Annotated in this window: 15 protein-coding genes; 9 read left to right on the forward strand and 6 right to left on the reverse strand. The window is 39.2% G+C overall.

All coding sequences use genetic code 11. From position 1 onward, the window contains the following. Positions 1-340: 340 nt before the first annotated feature. On the reverse strand, positions 341-2,836 hold the full coding sequence (locus CBW18_RS10410; protein WP_088301212.1) for a M14 metallopeptidase family protein: 2,496 nt from the start codon (positions 2,834-2,836) through the stop codon (positions 341-343). Positions 2,837-2,919: 83 nt separating this feature from the next. Here CBW18_RS10410 and murF point away from each other — a divergent pair, with 83 nt between their 5' ends. Continuing rightward, positions 2,920-4,218, forward strand: a complete 1,299-nt coding sequence (murF, locus tag CBW18_RS10415; RefSeq protein WP_172406498.1) for a UDP-N-acetylmuramoyl-tripeptide--D-alanyl-D-alanine ligase — start codon at positions 2,920-2,922, stop codon at positions 4,216-4,218. 55 nt (positions 4,219-4,273) lie between these two features. Here the strand turns inward: murF and CBW18_RS10420 are convergent, their stop codons facing one another. From CBW18_RS10420 to CBW18_RS10430, 3 genes are read right to left on the reverse strand one after another with little or no spacing between them, the layout of a single operon-like run. After that, positions 4,274-4,768 carry a gliding motility lipoprotein GldH gene (locus tag CBW18_RS10420; RefSeq protein ID WP_088301213.1) on the reverse strand — a complete coding sequence of 165 codons (495 nt, stop codon included), beginning with the start codon at positions 4,766-4,768 and terminating at the stop codon, positions 4,274-4,276. Further along, positions 4,737-6,248, reverse strand: a complete 1,512-nt coding sequence (gene ricT / locus CBW18_RS10425) for a stage 0 sporulation family protein (RefSeq protein WP_088301214.1) — start codon at positions 6,246-6,248, stop codon at positions 4,737-4,739. The genes CBW18_RS10420 and ricT overlap by 32 nt, the downstream gene beginning before the upstream one ends. Before the next feature lie 2 nt (positions 6,249-6,250). Further along, positions 6,251-7,399, reverse strand: coding sequence for a hypothetical protein (locus tag CBW18_RS10430; protein WP_088301215.1), 1,149 nt, complete (start codon positions 7,397-7,399; stop codon positions 6,251-6,253). 196 nt (positions 7,400-7,595) lie between these two features. Between CBW18_RS10430 and ruvX the strand changes: the two genes are divergently transcribed. From ruvX to CBW18_RS10465, 7 genes are all read left to right on the forward strand, one after another. Next, positions 7,596-8,012: a Holliday junction resolvase RuvX gene (gene ruvX / locus CBW18_RS10435; RefSeq protein ID WP_088301216.1), complete on the forward strand. Its 417-nt coding sequence runs from the start codon at positions 7,596-7,598 to the stop codon at positions 8,010-8,012. A gap of 8 nt (positions 8,013-8,020) precedes the next feature. Beyond that, positions 8,021-8,659, forward strand: coding sequence for an O-methyltransferase (locus tag CBW18_RS10440; RefSeq protein ID WP_088301217.1), 639 nt, complete (start codon positions 8,021-8,023; stop codon positions 8,657-8,659). 64 nt (positions 8,660-8,723) lie between these two features. Continuing rightward, positions 8,724-9,398, forward strand: a complete 675-nt coding sequence (locus CBW18_RS10445) for a glucosaminidase domain-containing protein (RefSeq protein WP_088301218.1) — start codon at positions 8,724-8,726, stop codon at positions 9,396-9,398. Between the two features lie 48 nt (positions 9,399-9,446). Beyond that, the gene (locus tag CBW18_RS10450; protein ID WP_088301219.1) at positions 9,447-10,283 is read left to right on the forward strand and encodes a glucosaminidase domain-containing protein; all 837 of its coding nucleotides are present in this window, start codon (positions 9,447-9,449) and stop codon (positions 10,281-10,283) included. Between the two features lie 48 nt (positions 10,284-10,331). Further along, complete coding sequence (locus CBW18_RS10455; RefSeq protein ID WP_088301220.1) at positions 10,332-11,090, forward strand: hypothetical protein; 759 nt, start codon at positions 10,332-10,334, stop codon at positions 11,088-11,090. After that, positions 11,087-11,410: a hypothetical protein gene (locus tag CBW18_RS10460; RefSeq protein WP_253249003.1), complete on the forward strand. Its 324-nt coding sequence runs from the start codon at positions 11,087-11,089 to the stop codon at positions 11,408-11,410. Before CBW18_RS10455 ends, CBW18_RS10460 begins: the two co-directional genes overlap by 4 nt. A gap of 93 nt (positions 11,411-11,503) precedes the next feature. Next, positions 11,504-12,526 carry a DUF3078 domain-containing protein gene (locus CBW18_RS10465; RefSeq protein ID WP_088301221.1) on the forward strand — a complete coding sequence of 341 codons (1,023 nt, stop codon included), beginning with the start codon at positions 11,504-11,506 and terminating at the stop codon, positions 12,524-12,526. Here CBW18_RS10465 and CBW18_RS10470 read toward each other — a convergent pair whose 3' ends face one another. Then, entirely contained in the window at positions 12,527-13,255 is a 729-nt protein-coding gene (locus CBW18_RS10470) for a siderophore-interacting protein (RefSeq protein ID WP_088301222.1), read from the reverse strand. Positions 13,256-13,350: 95 nt separating this feature from the next. Between CBW18_RS10470 and CBW18_RS10475 the strand changes: the two genes are divergently transcribed. Beyond that, entirely contained in the window at positions 13,351-14,340 is a 990-nt protein-coding gene (locus tag CBW18_RS10475; RefSeq protein WP_088301223.1) for a helix-turn-helix transcriptional regulator, read from the forward strand. 62 nt (positions 14,341-14,402) lie between these two features. Here CBW18_RS10475 and CBW18_RS10480 read toward each other — a convergent pair whose 3' ends face one another. Then, complete coding sequence (locus tag CBW18_RS10480) at positions 14,403-16,826, reverse strand: DUF5916 domain-containing protein (protein WP_088301224.1); 2,424 nt, start codon at positions 16,824-16,826, stop codon at positions 14,403-14,405. Between the last annotated feature and the right edge of the window lie 189 nt (positions 16,827-17,015).

Below are 17,015 nucleotides of genomic sequence, written 5' to 3' on the forward strand. Positions count from 1 at the left end.
AGCACACGCAAAAACTCTGTAAAAAAACATAAAACACTAAATATCAGTTATTTATGAAAAGTAATAAAAATGATACAAACACTGTCTTAATTTTAAATTTTCATTAAAATCTTAAAAAATCAGTAAATTTTTAAAGAAAAGACGCGATTTAATAGCCAAATAATCAAAAAACATAAAAATATTCAATAATTTTAATATTTAGTCATGCTAAAAATACAAAATACTCAATTATTGAATATAAAAAACAGATTATTACAAGCAAAAGTGATTAGAATAATGAATATTTTACAATTTTAATTTTATGGGCAAACTCGTTTGAATTAAACCATGTGATATTTATTTAATATCTGCAAAATACCACATTACTAAAAAGCGTTTTTCCGCTTTCCCAAAAATTTCTGAATAAAGGATCATTAGCCAGGTAAACCACTGTTCCCCGGCCAAAATTCTGTACACCGATCAGCAATCCTGATTTTAACTCCTCCCTAACTTTTTTACCCACTACCCCGGCCATTAAGCTTTTATCATTTAACAGACCAACATTCCAGCCTTCTGCAAATGGTTCGTATATTTTTCGATCGGTTTTTAAGGTATAATAGGTTTTCCCCAAGCCATACGCAAAAGGATGGGTAGGATCAAAGTTCACCTTATAGATGGCACCAGGAATTGCAAATTCATAATCATCTTTGTCCTTATCCTTAAAAAGCAGTTTATTTGGTGCTGGCTTTTCATCTTTTTTAGCCATTACTTCTTTCTTTTTAATCTCAAATCCTTTTTTATCCAATACACTTTCAATTGCATCTTCCATCAAAATCAGTTTACCCCCCTTATTCAACCAGGAAGTCAAGCCGTCTCCAATAAAAGCACTGTAACTACCATCAGGCAGGATCAGGGTATTCACTTTATTGATATCTAAATTGTTGATATCTTTAGCGGTTATAATGCATGCAGCAAGATTGAGATCATGTTCCAGGTAAAACCAAACCTCACCAAAAGCGAGTGAAGAGACTTCATTTCCTGAAACAATAGCTACTTTTGGTTGCTTCAGGATAGGATAGACGTTCGATCCAAAATCTTTTCCTTTCTCTACAAATCCACTGGTAATGCCCATCACAGGCTTATTAAGTTGTCTGGCAACCTGTACAATTTTTGCCCTTAAATCTTTCACAGATCTTTCATTTTCTGTCCGGAATACGATTAATGTCCCGGCAGGATATTCCTTGCCTGAAACGGTAAAAGGTTGGTCGGCCTGGCGGACTTTAATATTTTCCTTCTGCAAACCATTTAAAAGCTGCGCATCTTCTGCTGCTCCCCAGGTAAATAACCAGGCCAGAGGTTTTTCTATATCATTTGCCACCTCTTCAGCAAGGGCCGGATCAGGATATTTTCCCTTAAAGTTTTCCTTACTTGCATAGCCTTTTAAAGCATAAACATATGGCAAAGCCCAGGCAGTAATATCATAAGTATTGGAATCCGTCACCAGCGTCTGTGGTTCCAGTAAAACATTAGCCAGTACTGATCGTTGCTGCTGCAGGTTTACAATTAAGTCATTCCTGCTTACCGTAAAATTTTCTTCTTTCTGCGTATCATAATCGTATCCTTTCCCTGATTTTTCACCCCCGTAAGCAAACTCAATTTTGTTCTTTTTTAATAATTCAGCCAATTTCATTTGACGAGATAAATTACTGGCCTTAATGACAAAGGTTTTATACACCCCCGGGCTGCTGGTTATTTCATGCTGAAAGTATTTTTTATATTCTTCCAGTAACCTGTTATGATTTTGAGAAGCAACTTCTATGGTAGACATGCCGGTGGTAAAATGATGCGCAATCCTATCTTTTAAAGTTAGTGTATCACCATCATTGGTAACAACAGATAAACCAGCCCTGATCCCTCCCTGCTCATAGGTCATTCCGATGGAGCCATTATATAGCGGATAAGTGTCACCATAAGAAGGGTATAACAAGTCGAACCGCTCTTTTGTAAAATATGGCCAGCCCTGCTCATCAAAATATTTAGCATTGTTCTTTCCTACAATGACCTGAAAACTTTTTTGCCAGGGTGTGATGTCCTGATGCACCGGTTCTGCTGCCGGAGCAAAGTAATAAGGCTCATTATAGCCCTGCTCATGAAAATCTACATGTACCTGCGGCAACCATTCATTATACAAGGCCAGCCTCTGCTGACTTTCAACCTGTGTTTGCCAGGCCCAATCCCGGTTTAAATCAAAATAATAATGATTGGAGCGTCCTCCTGGCCAGGGCTCAATATGCTCCCTTGCCGTAGGGTCTGAATTAGGTGTTTTACCAACTACACTGTTAAAATAATTTACATACCGATCCCTTCCATCCGGATTTAAGCAGGGGTCAATCACGACTACCGTATTTTTCAGCCAGCTTGCAGCCTGTTGATTGGTGCCGGATGCCAGGGCATAAAGCATTCTCATTGCTGTTTCGGTAGAATTAGCCTCATTGCCATGCACATTATAACTCAGCCAGGTAATTACAGGCTGGCTGCTTAAATTAATACTATTGGCTGCGCCAGATGACAGCTTTAAATTATTTTTCTGGATCTCATCTATCCGGGCTATATTATCCGCAGAAGAAATTACCGCAACCATTAAAGGCCTGCCTTCATTGGTTTTACCATAATTAATCAGCTTTACGTTTTTAGGTGCTGCAATTGCGGTCTGCCTGAAGTATTCGGCTACCTTATAGTGCGGGGTAAAATGTGACCCCAGCTCATAACCCAAAAATTCATCCGGCGACTTTACCTGAGCCTTAACAACAAAGACGGAAGCAATAGTAAAAAATAAGAGGATAAGGCCTTTCTTCATAGAGGAGATAAATTTATCTAATATACTAATTTGTTATTTGTTGCGATGAAAGCTTAATTTTACAGTAAATTTTTATGAAAATCATGATTACCACTGAAAAGTTATACAGCCATTACCAGAAAAACCCCATTATTTCTACAGATACCAGAAACATTACTGCAGGTTGCATCTTTTTTGCATTAAAAGGCGATAACTTTAACGCAAATGAATTTGCAACCCAGGCGATTGAAAAAGGTGCGGCTTATGCAGTGATTGATGAAGAAAAATTTGCGTCTGACCAATGTTTATTAGTGGATGATGTACTTACCGCACTTCAGGACCTGGCCCGCTATCACCGGCAGCAAATAAACATCCCCGTAATTGGTTTAACCGGCAGCAATGGCAAAACAACCAGCAAGGAGCTGATTAATGCGGTACTATCAGAACAATACAAAACTTTTGCCACCTTCGGTAACCTGAATAACCATATTGGCGTACCGCTTTCTATCTTATCCATTACAAAGGATGTGGAAATTGCGGTGATTGAAATGGGCGCCAATCATCAGAAAGAAATAGAATTGCTTTGTACCATTACCCAACCTACGCATGGCATCATTACCAATGTGGGCATGGCCCATTTAGATGGCTTTGGCGGATTTGAAGGTGTTAAAAAAGGCAAGGCAGAACTTTATGCTTATCTTAAAGTGCATAACGGCTATACTTTTATCAACCGTGACAATGCTTACCTGGGGGAAATGAGTGCAAAAGCCGGCCTAAACAAACTCATTTACTACGGTACTGAAAATGGAAATACCATTAAGGGAAGCTTAAAAAGCAGTGATCCTTTCATTGAAATCGATTGGACCAATCATGACGTCGCTTCAACTGTTAAAACAAATTTAACCGGAAGCTACAATTTCGAAAATATCCTGGCAGCAATCTGCATCGGCGACTTCTTTGATATGAGTCCTGATCAAATCAACACAGGTTTAGCAGGTTATCAACCTAAAAACAACCGTTCCCAGCTTACTAAAACAGAAAAAAATAAGGTGATTTGCGATTTTTATAATGCCAATCCAAGCAGCATGTCTGCGGCACTGGGTAACCTCTCAGCCCTAACTGCTGATCATAAAATCGCAATTTTAGGCGACATGTTTGAATTAGGGCCAGAGTCGGCAAAACAGCATGAACTTATTGCCACACAAGCTTCAGAAAGTGGAATTGACGAAATTATATTAATTGGGCAGGATTTTTATGCCTTTAAAAATGAAATTACCGCTACCTTTTTTCAAACTCCTGCAGAAGCCGCCGCATATCTTCAGGAAAAGCAAATTAAAAACAGCCTGGTATTACTAAAGGGCTCGAGGGGTATGAAACTTGAAAGCTTATTGCAGCTTTTGTAAAATAAACAATGATCTGATCAGGTTCGTTTCTTCACGAACCTGATTATGCTCTGGCTTAGTTTTGGCTTTCTTCCACTAAAATGCCCAAATCTACTACTTCCAACAAGGGATTATCCCGCATGTTCTGCTCAATTTCAATACTAAACTTTCCATTTGTCGGAAAATGGAAATTGGTTTGCATCGGAAGTGTATAGCTGAAAATATTTCCTGACCCACTCCCCAGCCATTCCCCGTCATTTTTGGCTAGTTTATATTGATAACGCCTGGTAATGACCTTTTTTCCGGTGTTGAAATGAGCCAGAATAAAAATATTTGAATATTTGTAATCAGCAGTGTGTCTCAGCTTAAAATAGATATTATAAGGCTTGGCATTGTCCTTTATTTCGAAGGCATTAACAATATGGTTTCTATAGGTCCACTTTCTTTCCGGAACTTTAACATTCGAATCGATAATACTGGAAGTACAACCCAGAAAAAGGGATGCACCAAGCAGGAAAACAAGTAAATAAGCTTGTTTTTTATTCAGCAGCAGGTTTATTTTCTGAACCATTATCTTTTCTGCGGTTATTGTTTTTCCGGCGGTTGTTCCTGTTTTTATTTTTGCTTTGCTCTGGTTTTGTACCATCCACAATAGATTCGCCCTCGGCCTTTACAACTGGCTTTGGTGGTTTAGGATTGTTGCCCTGTGGCTTTGGTCCGTTAACCTGCTGGGGTTTCTGAACAGCTTGTTGTGGCTTAATACCTGCATTTTGCTGTGCTTTAGGCCCGTTTTGCTGAGGTCTGTTATTTGCCTGTGGTTTCGGATTTCCTTGTTGAGGTTTAGCATTGGCCTGTGGGCTTTTATCCCCGGCAGGAATCCTTTCTCTTCTGTTCTGGTTGCTGTTTCCTTTGTTTTTCTGATTGCGGTTCTGGTTATTTTTACCTTTTGAACGTTCATCCAATCGGGTAAGGCTATCCTGCCCAACAACATTTTCGTAGTCAAAAGATTTCTCTACCACAACAGGAGCAGCCATCTGAACGGCTTCTTCTTTTAAATTAGGTGCCTTTTTCCCTGCCTTGTTCATGGCCATGATTTCTTTTACGCGGGCTGCTTTAACCGGAATCCAGTTTTCATCACCCTGGTAACTAAACCACATGATCTTTTTAAAAATATCCGTCTTTTGATGACGTGCATAACCTGCTTCGGTATCTAAGTTTTCAATACGGTCAGGAATATCCTTTAACGCATCCAAATAAGTATCCAGCTCATAATTCAGGCAGCATTTTAACTTTCCGCACTGGCCGGCGAGTTTCAGGGTATTTAAAGATAAGTTCTGATAACGGGCAGCAGCCGTTGAAACCGTTTTGAAATTGGTGAGCCAGGTAGAGCAACATAATTCACGCCCGCAAGAGCCAATTCCACCTAAACGACCAGCTTCCTGGCGCATTCCAATCTGGCGCATTTCAATGCGGATACGGAAACTTTCGGCCATTTTCTTAATCAGCTCCCGAAAATCCACACGTCCATCGGCGGTGTAAAAGAAAGTGGCTTTCGTTTTATCTGCCTGATAATCCACATCACTGATTTTCATCGATAAACGCAGGTCTAACGCAAGTTTGCGAGCCTTATGCATGGTTTCCCATTCCATTTCTTTCGCTGCATTCCATTTTTCTACATCAGCTTCGGTAGCTTTACGGTAAATCTTTTTTACCACCTGATCCATCGGCGTCTTTCTACGCTTCATTTGAACGCGAACCAGTTCACCCGTAAGGGAAACGTGACCTACATCAAAACCACCCGTTGGTCCTTCAACAGCAACCAACTCCCCGATTTCGAGGTAGATGTTATCATTATTTAAGAAAAACTCTTTACGAGAACCCTTAAATTTTACTTCTGTAACCTGAAAAGGTTTATAATTGGAGGGCATATCCAAATTGGACAGCCAATCGTGCACTTCCATTGTCTGGCACCCACCGGTACCGCATGAGCCATTACTCTTGCATCCATTAGGGGTGCAACCACCACCTGTTGAACAACTTCCACATCCCATAACTAATTGTATATATATTGAGTCCCCGCAGGGAGCGTTTTAAACTTGATAATTTTTACCAATTGTAAAGATACATCTAAAAAGAGAATTTTTGGGTTTGCATTCCTTTCAATATGGTAATGCGCCTTTTCCAATTCACTAATGATGGCTTCTGCCATAGGTAAACTCAGTACATGTGTACTTAACTTTTTTGCGGTATCCAGTGTAAGCGGAGGTAATTTCACCAGTTCTTCTGCTCCACTAATGATCAGACAGCATTCACGTAAATAATTCACGCCATACCTTAAAAAATTCTTTTGGTTCTCTCTTCCCCATTTTGCTGCCACATCGGTAAAATCTATTAAATCAGGAACCTTATTGCCAAAGCCCATTCTTAACCAGGCCGTAAAGGTACCTGAACTGTCATTTTGAGTATCTGCAGCCAGGGCTTTTGCCTCAATTAAATTTCCGTCGGCTAAAAAGGCATAATCAATGGCCTGATGTTCAGTTAAACCGCTGTTTTCTAACAGATAGCCTGAAACCTCCTCATTACTCAATTTCGGGATTTTGACAATCTGTGTCCTGGAAAGAATAGTGGTCAAAATCTGATCCTGGCTTTGTGCTATTAATATAAAGAGGGTATTTGCAGGCGGCTCCTCAATTAATTTAAGTAAGGCATTTCCTGCTTTATCCAGGTATTCGGGCAGCCACATAATTAAAACCTTTGTTTCGGCTTCGAAAGCTTTATAACTCAGTTTTTTGATGATATCATGGCATTCTGCAATGGGGATATTGGCTTGCTTGTTTGCAGCATCCAGTTTAGAGCGCCAGATATCCATATCAAAATAAGGATCATGCAGAAACATATTCCGCCACTCATCCAGCACATCTACAGCCACTTTTGTATTGGCTGAAGCGAAAAAAGGATAAGAGAAATGTAAGTCAGGGTGAATGAGACGTTCATATTTTCTGCAACTCGAACAATCTCCGCAGCTGTCCTGTTCATTTTTATGATGGCAGTTGATATATTGGGCATAGGCCACGGCCAGCGCTACGGCACCAGCGCCTGCAGGCGATAAAAATAACTGCGCATGGCTCACCCGGTTTTCCCTAACCGTTTGTACCAACTGTTGCTTTATTCTTTCCTGACCAATAATTTCTTTAAACTGCATTTGGTGGCAAAATAAGAAATAGATACGAGAATCACACATTTGTCATGATGAACTTGTTTCACCATCCCTTTTTTGAAATTAAAAAGACACATCAGATGCAAAGTTTAGTGATTATTTCAAAAACCTTACCTTTGGATTTTTAATTTTAACATGGCCTTTATGCGCAATGCAAACCGCCATCTGTAAAAACTAGTTTATGGCCCGGATTCTGGCTTTTGATTACGGAACAAAACGCATCGGTATTGCTGTTACCGATCCGCTGCAGATTATTGCAACCGGCTTGGATACGGTACATCCAAAAGATGCGATTGAATACCTTAAAAAATACCTGGTAGCAGAGCCGGTAGAAGCCTTTGTTCTTGGAGATCCAAAACAAATGAATGGAACGGACTCAGATTCCAAACAACATGTTAAGGGTTTCGCTACACTGCTCAAAAAAGCTTTTCCTACTATTCCGCAGCATTGGGTTGATGAACGTTTTACTTCAAAAATGGCGCATCAGGCCATTATGCAAAGTGGCTTAAAAAAAATGGACAGGAGGGATAAAGATCGCGTAGATACCATTGCCGCGACCATCATTTTACAATATTTTATGGAAACCAACCGTTTATAACCGAATACATGAGCCTCATAAACGACGATTTACAAGATCTTTTAATTCATTATTGCGAGCCTGAGAGCCAGTTGCTGCAACAAATAGACCGTGAAACAAACCTTAAGGTTTTAATGCCACGCATGCTATCCGGACATTACCAGGGCAGGGTGTTGAGTATGCTGAGTAAAATGATGGCACCAAAGCGCATTTTGGAAATCGGCACCTTTACGGGCTATGCGACCTTATGCCTCGCAGAAGGCTTAACCAAAGATGGGATTCTTTATACTTTGGATATTAATGTTGAACTGGAGGATATGGTACGGCAGCATTTCGCCCAATCGCCATATGATAAACAGATTAAATATATCCTGGGTGATGCCACTAAAACAGTAACTGATTTAGACGAAACTTTTGACATTGTATTTATAGATGCCGACAAGAAAAATAACGGTACTTATTATGATTTAATATTTGACCAGGTTCGTCCGGGGGGGATTATCATTGTGGATAACGTATTATGGAGCGGCAAAGTACTTCAGGATAAGCAGGATAAGGATACGAAAAACATTACAGACTTTAATGACAAAATAGCTGCAGACAAACGCGTGGAGAAATTAATTTTACCCGTACGAGATGGCTTGTTTGTCATCAGAAAGCTGGATTAACTATATAATTGTTTAAAACGGGTTAACTACACAAAATATCAGTTAACTGATTAACCAGAAGAACATGAAAATCATATTTACATTTTGCCTCCTACTTTTTAGTGTAATTATTATTAAAGCACAGGATACAGATGAGTATATTTCCGAGCATGTAGAATGTGCACAAGAACTCATGCATGACCATAAAATACCGGCCAGTATTATTCTGGCGGTGGCTATTCATGAATCGGCAGCGGGAAACAGCAGGGTAGCGCAACACCTGAACAATCATTTTGGGGTTAAAGGCCCTAACAACAATGCCGAAATTCATTCGGCCTACCGGGATTATGCAAGTGACGAGGATTCTTACAATCACTTTGTAGAAATCATGGAAACACGTGCACCATTTAATAGCCTGTTCGACAAATACGATCAATATGATTATAGGGGCTGGGCCAGGGGTATTCAAAGATCTGGTTATGCACAAAGCCGCACCTGGGCAAGTCAAGTCATTAACCTAGTTAAAAAATATGAGCTTTATCAGTATGATGACCGCCCTGCAGATTATATTGAACCTGTTCATGCCAAACCCCTTTACCACCACAAAAAAAGGCATGTATCTTCAAGAAGATATATTGTAAAAGCTGGTGACAATTTAAATCTGATTGCCAAAAAGAAACATACAACGGTTAAAACCATTATGAAAAAAAACGGCCTGAAAAGTATTAAGCTAAAGCCCGGACAAAAAATCAAGTTATAATCCCCCCGAGATAGCATTGCCCAAATCAATTAATCCCTGATCATTACCATGAAATTCAACTTCGTATATATTGCTTTTGCCGTATTGATTTTAAGTTCTTGCGGAACACGTAAATATTCCAAAAACAATAAACAGATTGAAAAGGCGGCAAACAAAGCCAATAATAATACTTATAAAAGCTATAATACCCTAAGTTATATAGACGAATTTAAAGCTGTTGCCGTAGAGGAAATGACTGCTAACGGAATCCCTGCAAGTATAACCCTGGCGCAGGGCATCCTGGAATCGGGCAGCGGAAACAGTGATTTAGCCAAATATGCCAATAATCACTTCGGAATTAAATGCACTTCGGAATGGAAGGGAAAAAACTATTTCCGTGATGACGACCAAAAAAACGATTGCTTCCGGGTATATAAAGATGCCCGCGAATCGTTCAGGGATCACTCTGAATTTTTGAAGCGGAAACGTTACAGTTTTTTATTTCAGCTGGATAGAAATGATTATAAAAGCTGGGCCCAGGGTTTAAAAACGGCCGGCTATGCCACCAATCCAAAATATCCTGATTTATTAATCGGCGTGATTGAAAAATACCAGTTGTATCAATACGATCAGCCGGAAAGCGAAAAACAAAAAATTGCCAGGGAGGATCGTGTTTTTACTGAAATCAATCAGAACATCCCTAAAGAAAAAGAAAAGTTTGCTCCGGTTGAAACCCCGCCGCCAGGCGCCAAACCCATCATAGCAGACGGCACTTATACGGTGGTTAAAGGTGATACTTTATATAATATTGCAAAAAGATTTAACCTGACTGTGGATGAATTGAAAATGCTTAATGAAATAACCACTGACAGTATCAGACTTGGCCAGGTGCTTAAGGTTAAATAATGTTAAGCCAGAACATTCCGCACAGGATATTTGTAGTTTTGTAAACTCATGAAACTTTTTGCTGCCTTAACATTTTTAGTACTCAGCTTCTTTTCGATGCTTACTCATGCACAAACCAAACCTGTGCAGGGCCTCGTTATTGATAAAGAAAGCAAACAGCGTTTGGCAAAAGTTTATATCTATAACCTCCGTACCGGTGATGGGCTGTATAATAATACAAAAGGGGAGTTTAGCACTGCAGCCATTCCCGGTGATACTCTGGTAGCCGCTCTTTCAGGATATGGTGTAGATACATTGGTTTTTCACGGTCAGCCGACAGCCTATTTTCAATTGAAATCTTTGGGCATCAGGTTAAGGGATGTGGTTATTCAGCAAAAAAGGTTAACTCCACAACAGCTTTACGAAAAATCGGTTCAGGAATACCGTTATCAAACCAAAAAAGGCAGCAGCAAAGATCTGATTAATCTGGGAACCGGAGGTGTTGGCTTAGGTATTGATGCCATTTATAATTTATTGAGTAAACAGGGTAGAAATGCCCGTCATCTTCAGAAGATACTGGAAAAGGATTATCATGAAGATTTAATCAGCTATCGTTTTAACCCTAACTTAGTGCAGCAGGTATTGGGCATAAAAGATACAGAACTGATTGATTTCATGCAGCAATACAGGCCAACGTACCAGTTTGTACTGGATGCCGATGATTATTCCTTTAATATATTCATCAAAAATGCCTACAGGAGTTACCGACTGAATCCCAAAGCCTTACAATTGCCCGAGTTACCAAAAATAACAATCGAGAAACTGTGAAAGCACCCATTTTGATTGTAAAAAACTTACCCGCGGCAGGCATGGCTATTTTCCCGTTCATACTGCTCAAAAATGAAAGGCTTAAACAGGACCAGGATATCATTAACCATGAAAAAATCCACCTCCGGCAACAGCTGGAATTATTGATTTTACCTTTCTATATTTTATACCTGGTTAATTATTTAATTAATTTCATTCGGTATCAGGAGCACCGTAAGGCCTATTTAAGCATTGTTTTTGAAAAGGAAGCCTACCATTATGAATCAGATATAAACTATCTTAAAAAACAGAACTGGTATGGATGGATAAAGCTGCTGTGATGTTTGGCTTTTAAGTACAAAATTCATCATTAACCCGTGATTCATTCTCTTAAAACTTTTGATCTATAATTTTTTTCGTTTTCTTTGTAACCCATGAAGAATTGTTTAGCTGCCCTAATCCTTATTCTAAGTATCTGCTCTATAGATTTATATGCACAGGAAATTGACACTATTCCGATCAATACGAAAGACCTGAATATTAAATTAAAACGGAGTCCGTTACCGAACAGGCAGGGGCCTTTAAACTTTGAACCGGTAAAAATCCCCCCTTATATTGTTAATGCAAAAGTAAATTATTGGAAAACCACCACATCAATAGGAATAAACGTTAACCAGGCGCAGTTCAGCGATAACTGGAAAGGTGGTGGTGTAAACTCAGTTGCGGTTGGAGGTTTATTGAATTGGAAAGCAGAATACAATAAAAATAATTATAGTTATGTAAGTGAAGTGATTTTGCAATATGGCAAAATCAAAAATAAAGACCAGCTGCAAAAGAAAACGAATGACAGGATTTTCTGGGACAACAAGGCATCATTTCAATTATCTAAAAACTGGTATTTCTTCGGTTCCATCAACTTTGAATCGCAATTTGATAACGGTTTTTCTTATGCTACCGTAAACGGGACTGAAACCGCTACACTGATTTCGAAATTTATGGGCCCGGGTTACTTAACCGAATCTATCGGTTTCGAATATAAACCATCCAAATATTTTTCCACCCGGTTTGGTACCGGTACAGCGCGTCAGACCTTTGTGTTAGACCAGGAGCTTTTTAATGACCCGGACCCCACTAAACCACCTAAAACATCGGTATATGGGGTTGACTATGGTAAAACGTTTAAAAATGACCTTGCCTTCCAGATCGTATCTGCATTTGACAAAGACATTTTCACCAATACCAACCTGAAGGCCCGTTATGCGATGCTTATTCCTTATGAAGATTTTAGATGGGGTAGAATTGACCATAGACTTGATATTGCCTTAACAGCCAAAATCAACCGTTTCATGAACACCAGTTTAACCGGCATTGCCCTGTTTGATGAAGATACCGGCACCAACAGGATACAAGCCAGTCAAACCCTGGCATTAGGCTTTGCTTTTGTTTTTCCGAGGTAACTAGCCTCCGGTTTTGCCGTTTTCCCAATAACAGGTGGTTTGGATTTGCTTGTGATGAACCCCCATCTCTTTGAGATACTTTTTAAATTTTTGAACCGATTTACCTCTTCCCGTAAGATAAAAGCTTGCCCCTTTCCACATTTCCCAGCATTTGGGATGCATGTTTTTCATCCATTCTATGGCATGTTCTGCCGGGGAAATCATATTTGAAGGTACTACGTCAATCAATAACCCGAGCTGTGCCAAAGCCTGATCATTTTCTTCGTTCATTTCTAAAATACCGAAGTATTCCTGTGCCAAATCCTGCGCGGTTTTACCAAAAGATTCATACAAACCGATGCTGGTTTCATCACCAAAAAAGAAATGCTGGTTGGAATCGAAATGATACTTTACTTTAGCCTGATCTGCAATAAGTTTAACGTGATCGCCCATTTTTATATTTTCCGCCCAGTTGCTTCCTGTACCTTTCCGGTTTAAAAAAAAGATAATCCGGCAGGTCCCTGTTTCCTGATCAAAGTCAGAAAGGGTATAATGTCTGTATTCGTTTGCATTTACCCTAAACAAAACCTCTTTTCCGGGGATGAAATCCATATCTAAAAAATCTCCCTTAAATGTGATTGCTTTAATATTATTGCTGAGCATCCTGGTATCAGCCACTTCAACTTCAAATATCTTGTTGCTGATTATTTTTTCCATTGTATCAGCCAGCCATGATGGTAATTTCGGCATCGTGTAAATTGTTTAGTAACTTTAAACAAAAGTAATGGTCAAATACTGAATGCATTTTACATCAAAAGGATTAAAACTTATATGAAAGGGATTTTATGTCTTTAAGTATTTACGATAAATCAAACCAGCAATATGTTGTTAACCATATGATTGATCAGGCCGATATAAACCAGCCATTGGTTACGGAGCGAAAAGAGAAATTTAGCTTTCCTTTTGGCGATGCAGAATTTGTACAGATTGCTTTCTCAGGTATTTTTATTGTTTATGGAGATGTTTTGGTAAAGGAAAACCAGTTGCGAATAAAGTCTTTTGATGATGCGGAGTTGGTAGAGCTTCATTTTTCAATCAAGGGAGGGGGCATTTTAGAGAATTTTCTAACCAAAAAGAAAATAGCCATGAAAGCCAATCAGCATAATATTATTTACACCCCACATTTTGATGGAATTGCGAAGTTCAATACGGATAGATCACACAAATTTTTTGAGGTTCATTTTCGCCGGGATAAATTTGTGGATCTAACCAGTGATAGCAGTTCCCTGTTAAAGAGATTTGGCGACACCATCATGAACAATAAACCCATGGCAATTTCTGCTGATAATCTACCCATCAGCATAGCCATGTATGCCTGTATCAATGATATCATGAACTGTACCTTTACAGGTGGCCTGAAGTTATTGTTTCTGCAATCGAAGTGTGTTGAGCTACTGGCACTGCAGGCACAGGCATTTGAGTATGCAAATAAAAGATCAGTAACAAAGACTTTAAAATCAGATTACGATAAGGACAGGATTTATTATGCCAGAGAATATTTGCTTCAGCATGCCCATCATCCGCCATCTTTAACCGAATTAGCGAAGGCTGCCGGGATTAATGAGTTTAAACTAAAAAGGGGCTTCAAAGAAACCTTTAACCATACTGTTTTTGGTTATTTAAGCGACTATAAACTGATGAAAGCAAAGGCACTCTTAGCTGATCATCAGTTAAATATTAAAGATATTTCAGATCAATTAGGCTATTCGTCCGTTCAGCATTTTAGCCATGCATTTAACAAAAAATTTGGGGTGAGTCCGGGCAAAGCGAGGTAGGCTGGTTGGAAATCCAAAGTCTTTAGTCGCAAATATTTAAACGATGATCATCTGAAAAAAGTTTAAGCCTTCTTCCTCTTCTTCTTCAGGTCCAAATAATCCACAAAATATAACACCTTAACGGATAGGCTGTTGTTTTGGGGCGCATTTAAAATTCCGCTGAGGTTTTTGTTATACCGCTGCCTGTAAAAATTATCGGAAGTTTCTGCAGCATCTTTATAAGAAACGGAAAGTGTACTTCCGGGTGCAAACTGCCAGATGTAAATCAAATCGATATTAAATACATTATAATTGCGATCCATACCGTTTAAAGCCGGCCCCTCGTAATCAGTTAAATGTCCATCCGGTTTCAGCAGGTAAAAATCCTTGTTTCTTCTGTCGCTCCAATAATGTCTGAGCACAACGGTTACCCCCATTAAGTTGGTAAAAGTGTATTTGGCATCAAAAGAATTCTCAACGGTTCTCCTGTCATATTTAGAAAAGATGGCCTGACTGTTCTGATTAGTTACCCAATTTACATAATTATAGTTCGGATTGAAGCTTAAATCAAGTCCAAATGCAACCTGATCATTTAACCTGAAGTTTTGAAACAGATAGAAGTTGTAAGATTTACCTGCAAAAAGCTGCTGTTCCTGGTAGCGGATATTCCCGCCAAAATTATAGGCCTTTGCACGATTTGGATTAATGTAAAGCGCCAGGCCAAAACTTTCCGGTGCTTTATAAACCTGACCATTTCTGGCTTCATAGAAATCATTCCTCTTAGCATCATAATTTACATTCAGTTCTGCCGACCATAAATTTTTAAACCGTACATAAGATCCCGTTTCTATGCCAAGGCTTTGATAATCGCCAGGAGTAGCTCGCCTGGAATAGGTCATATTGAACCAGTTTTGCCATTCATTATACCATTTACCAGGTTTAAAAACATTATAACCCAGCCCAATCCGCTGATCCAGAAAGTTATTGTTGGTAAAAAATCCCATGTCTGAGGGATTAAACTGATCATCCGCATATACCTGATTATAACTCCAGGTAAAATTTCCGCTTTGCTTTCCAAAACGAAGGGTATAGCTATAGCCCGTATGTACTTCTTCGCCTTTCAGATTACTCATTTTACCATTCCCATTGATAAAATATTTGTTCCCTTTGCTATTTAAGTTGAGTAATAAAGCGGTAACATTCGCATCATATGCGCTTCCCTGCCGTAGCACATTGGTATTGATAAATGTTGCAGAGCTGTTGTTTTTTAATGACTGATCAAAAACCAGGATATTATAATTGGTTAAGGGTTGTGTTTCTACCTGACGAAGGTTACCTTGTGCATCTTCCACTTCTGTTTGCATGCTGTTGGTGATTGCATTAAAAATTCCGATTCCTAAACCTTTAGCCGTACGCCCTGAAATTTTAGTGGCGTTTAAAACCTTTGCTTCGGTCTGGTCTTTTACAACTTTGTCGGTTCCATTAATTCCACTAAAATCATGATAAGCCGGAATTGAGCCTATACGCTTGGAATAAAATAAATCTCCCTTATTAAACAATTCTGTACCTTCTGTAAAGAACTGCCGGTTTTCATTAAATTTAACTTCAAAGGGCGTCAGGTTTAAGATGCGGTTATCAGACTGCACCTGACCAAAATCAGGCACCAATGTCATATCCAGCGTAAAACTGTTATTTATACCATACTTTACATCCATGCCACCATTAAAGCGTGATGTGGTATTCTTAACACCTGGCAAATTGGCCGGGTAGTGATTGATATAGCCTGAAACATATGGTGAGAATGAAAGCCGCAGGGGTGGTTTGATGTTTTTAATGCCTGTAAAAAGCCCTTCCTGGTTAATGAAGCCATTTACTTTGGGATCTACAAAATTCCAGAATGATTGTGTATTGGTTCGCTGAATGCGCCGGCTAAAATTAATTCCCCAGTTTTGAATGTCCTGGCTTGAAAAGCGCAGTGCTGAATAGGGGATCTTCATTTCGCAGGTCCAGCCCTGCTGATCAATTTTAACAGCACTTTCCCAAACTGCATTCCAGTTGGAATCTTCATCGCCTACCTGCGAGTATTTGGCATCGAACTGAACACCTGCAGCAGTAACGAAAAATCCGTTTCCATTCATTTTATCATAAAAAGGATCTAAAATAACCGAGATAAAATCGGCATTTCCAATCTGATCCCTTGAAACCAGTTCATGTGATACGCTATCCGGATGATCGTACATCCGGGCGTAAACATAAATGGCCACATCATCATAAACTACTTTCACTTCCGTACGCCGGTCTTTCGCTTCAACCCTCCCCGGAACAGGGCGAATTTCAAAAAAATCTGTAGCAAAAGGTACATTATTCCAGCAGGCATCATTTAAAATGCCATCAATTTTGGGTGTTTCAATGGTTCTTACCGCTTGAAGTTCCTTTTGTTTAGCAGGATTCTGGGCAGCACAATAAGCATAAAGAAATATAAAAATAAGGGAGAACCAGCGTTTCATCGATTTAGTTTAGTTAAGCATAAGACTAACACCATTACAAAATGTTGCATCAAAAAAAATTAGGTGGTGTTTCAGACCGAAGAATGATTGCCTAACCGCTCCTTTTAATTAATCTGTACAACATCAAAAGGATTTAAACTGCATTGAAACGGATCTGATCCACACTGATTTTAGCTGACATACAACAGT

The sequence above is a fragment of the Pedobacter sp. AJM genome, assembly GCF_002197755.1.
Taxonomy (GTDB): Bacteria; Bacteroidota; Bacteroidia; order Sphingobacteriales; family Sphingobacteriaceae; genus Pedobacter.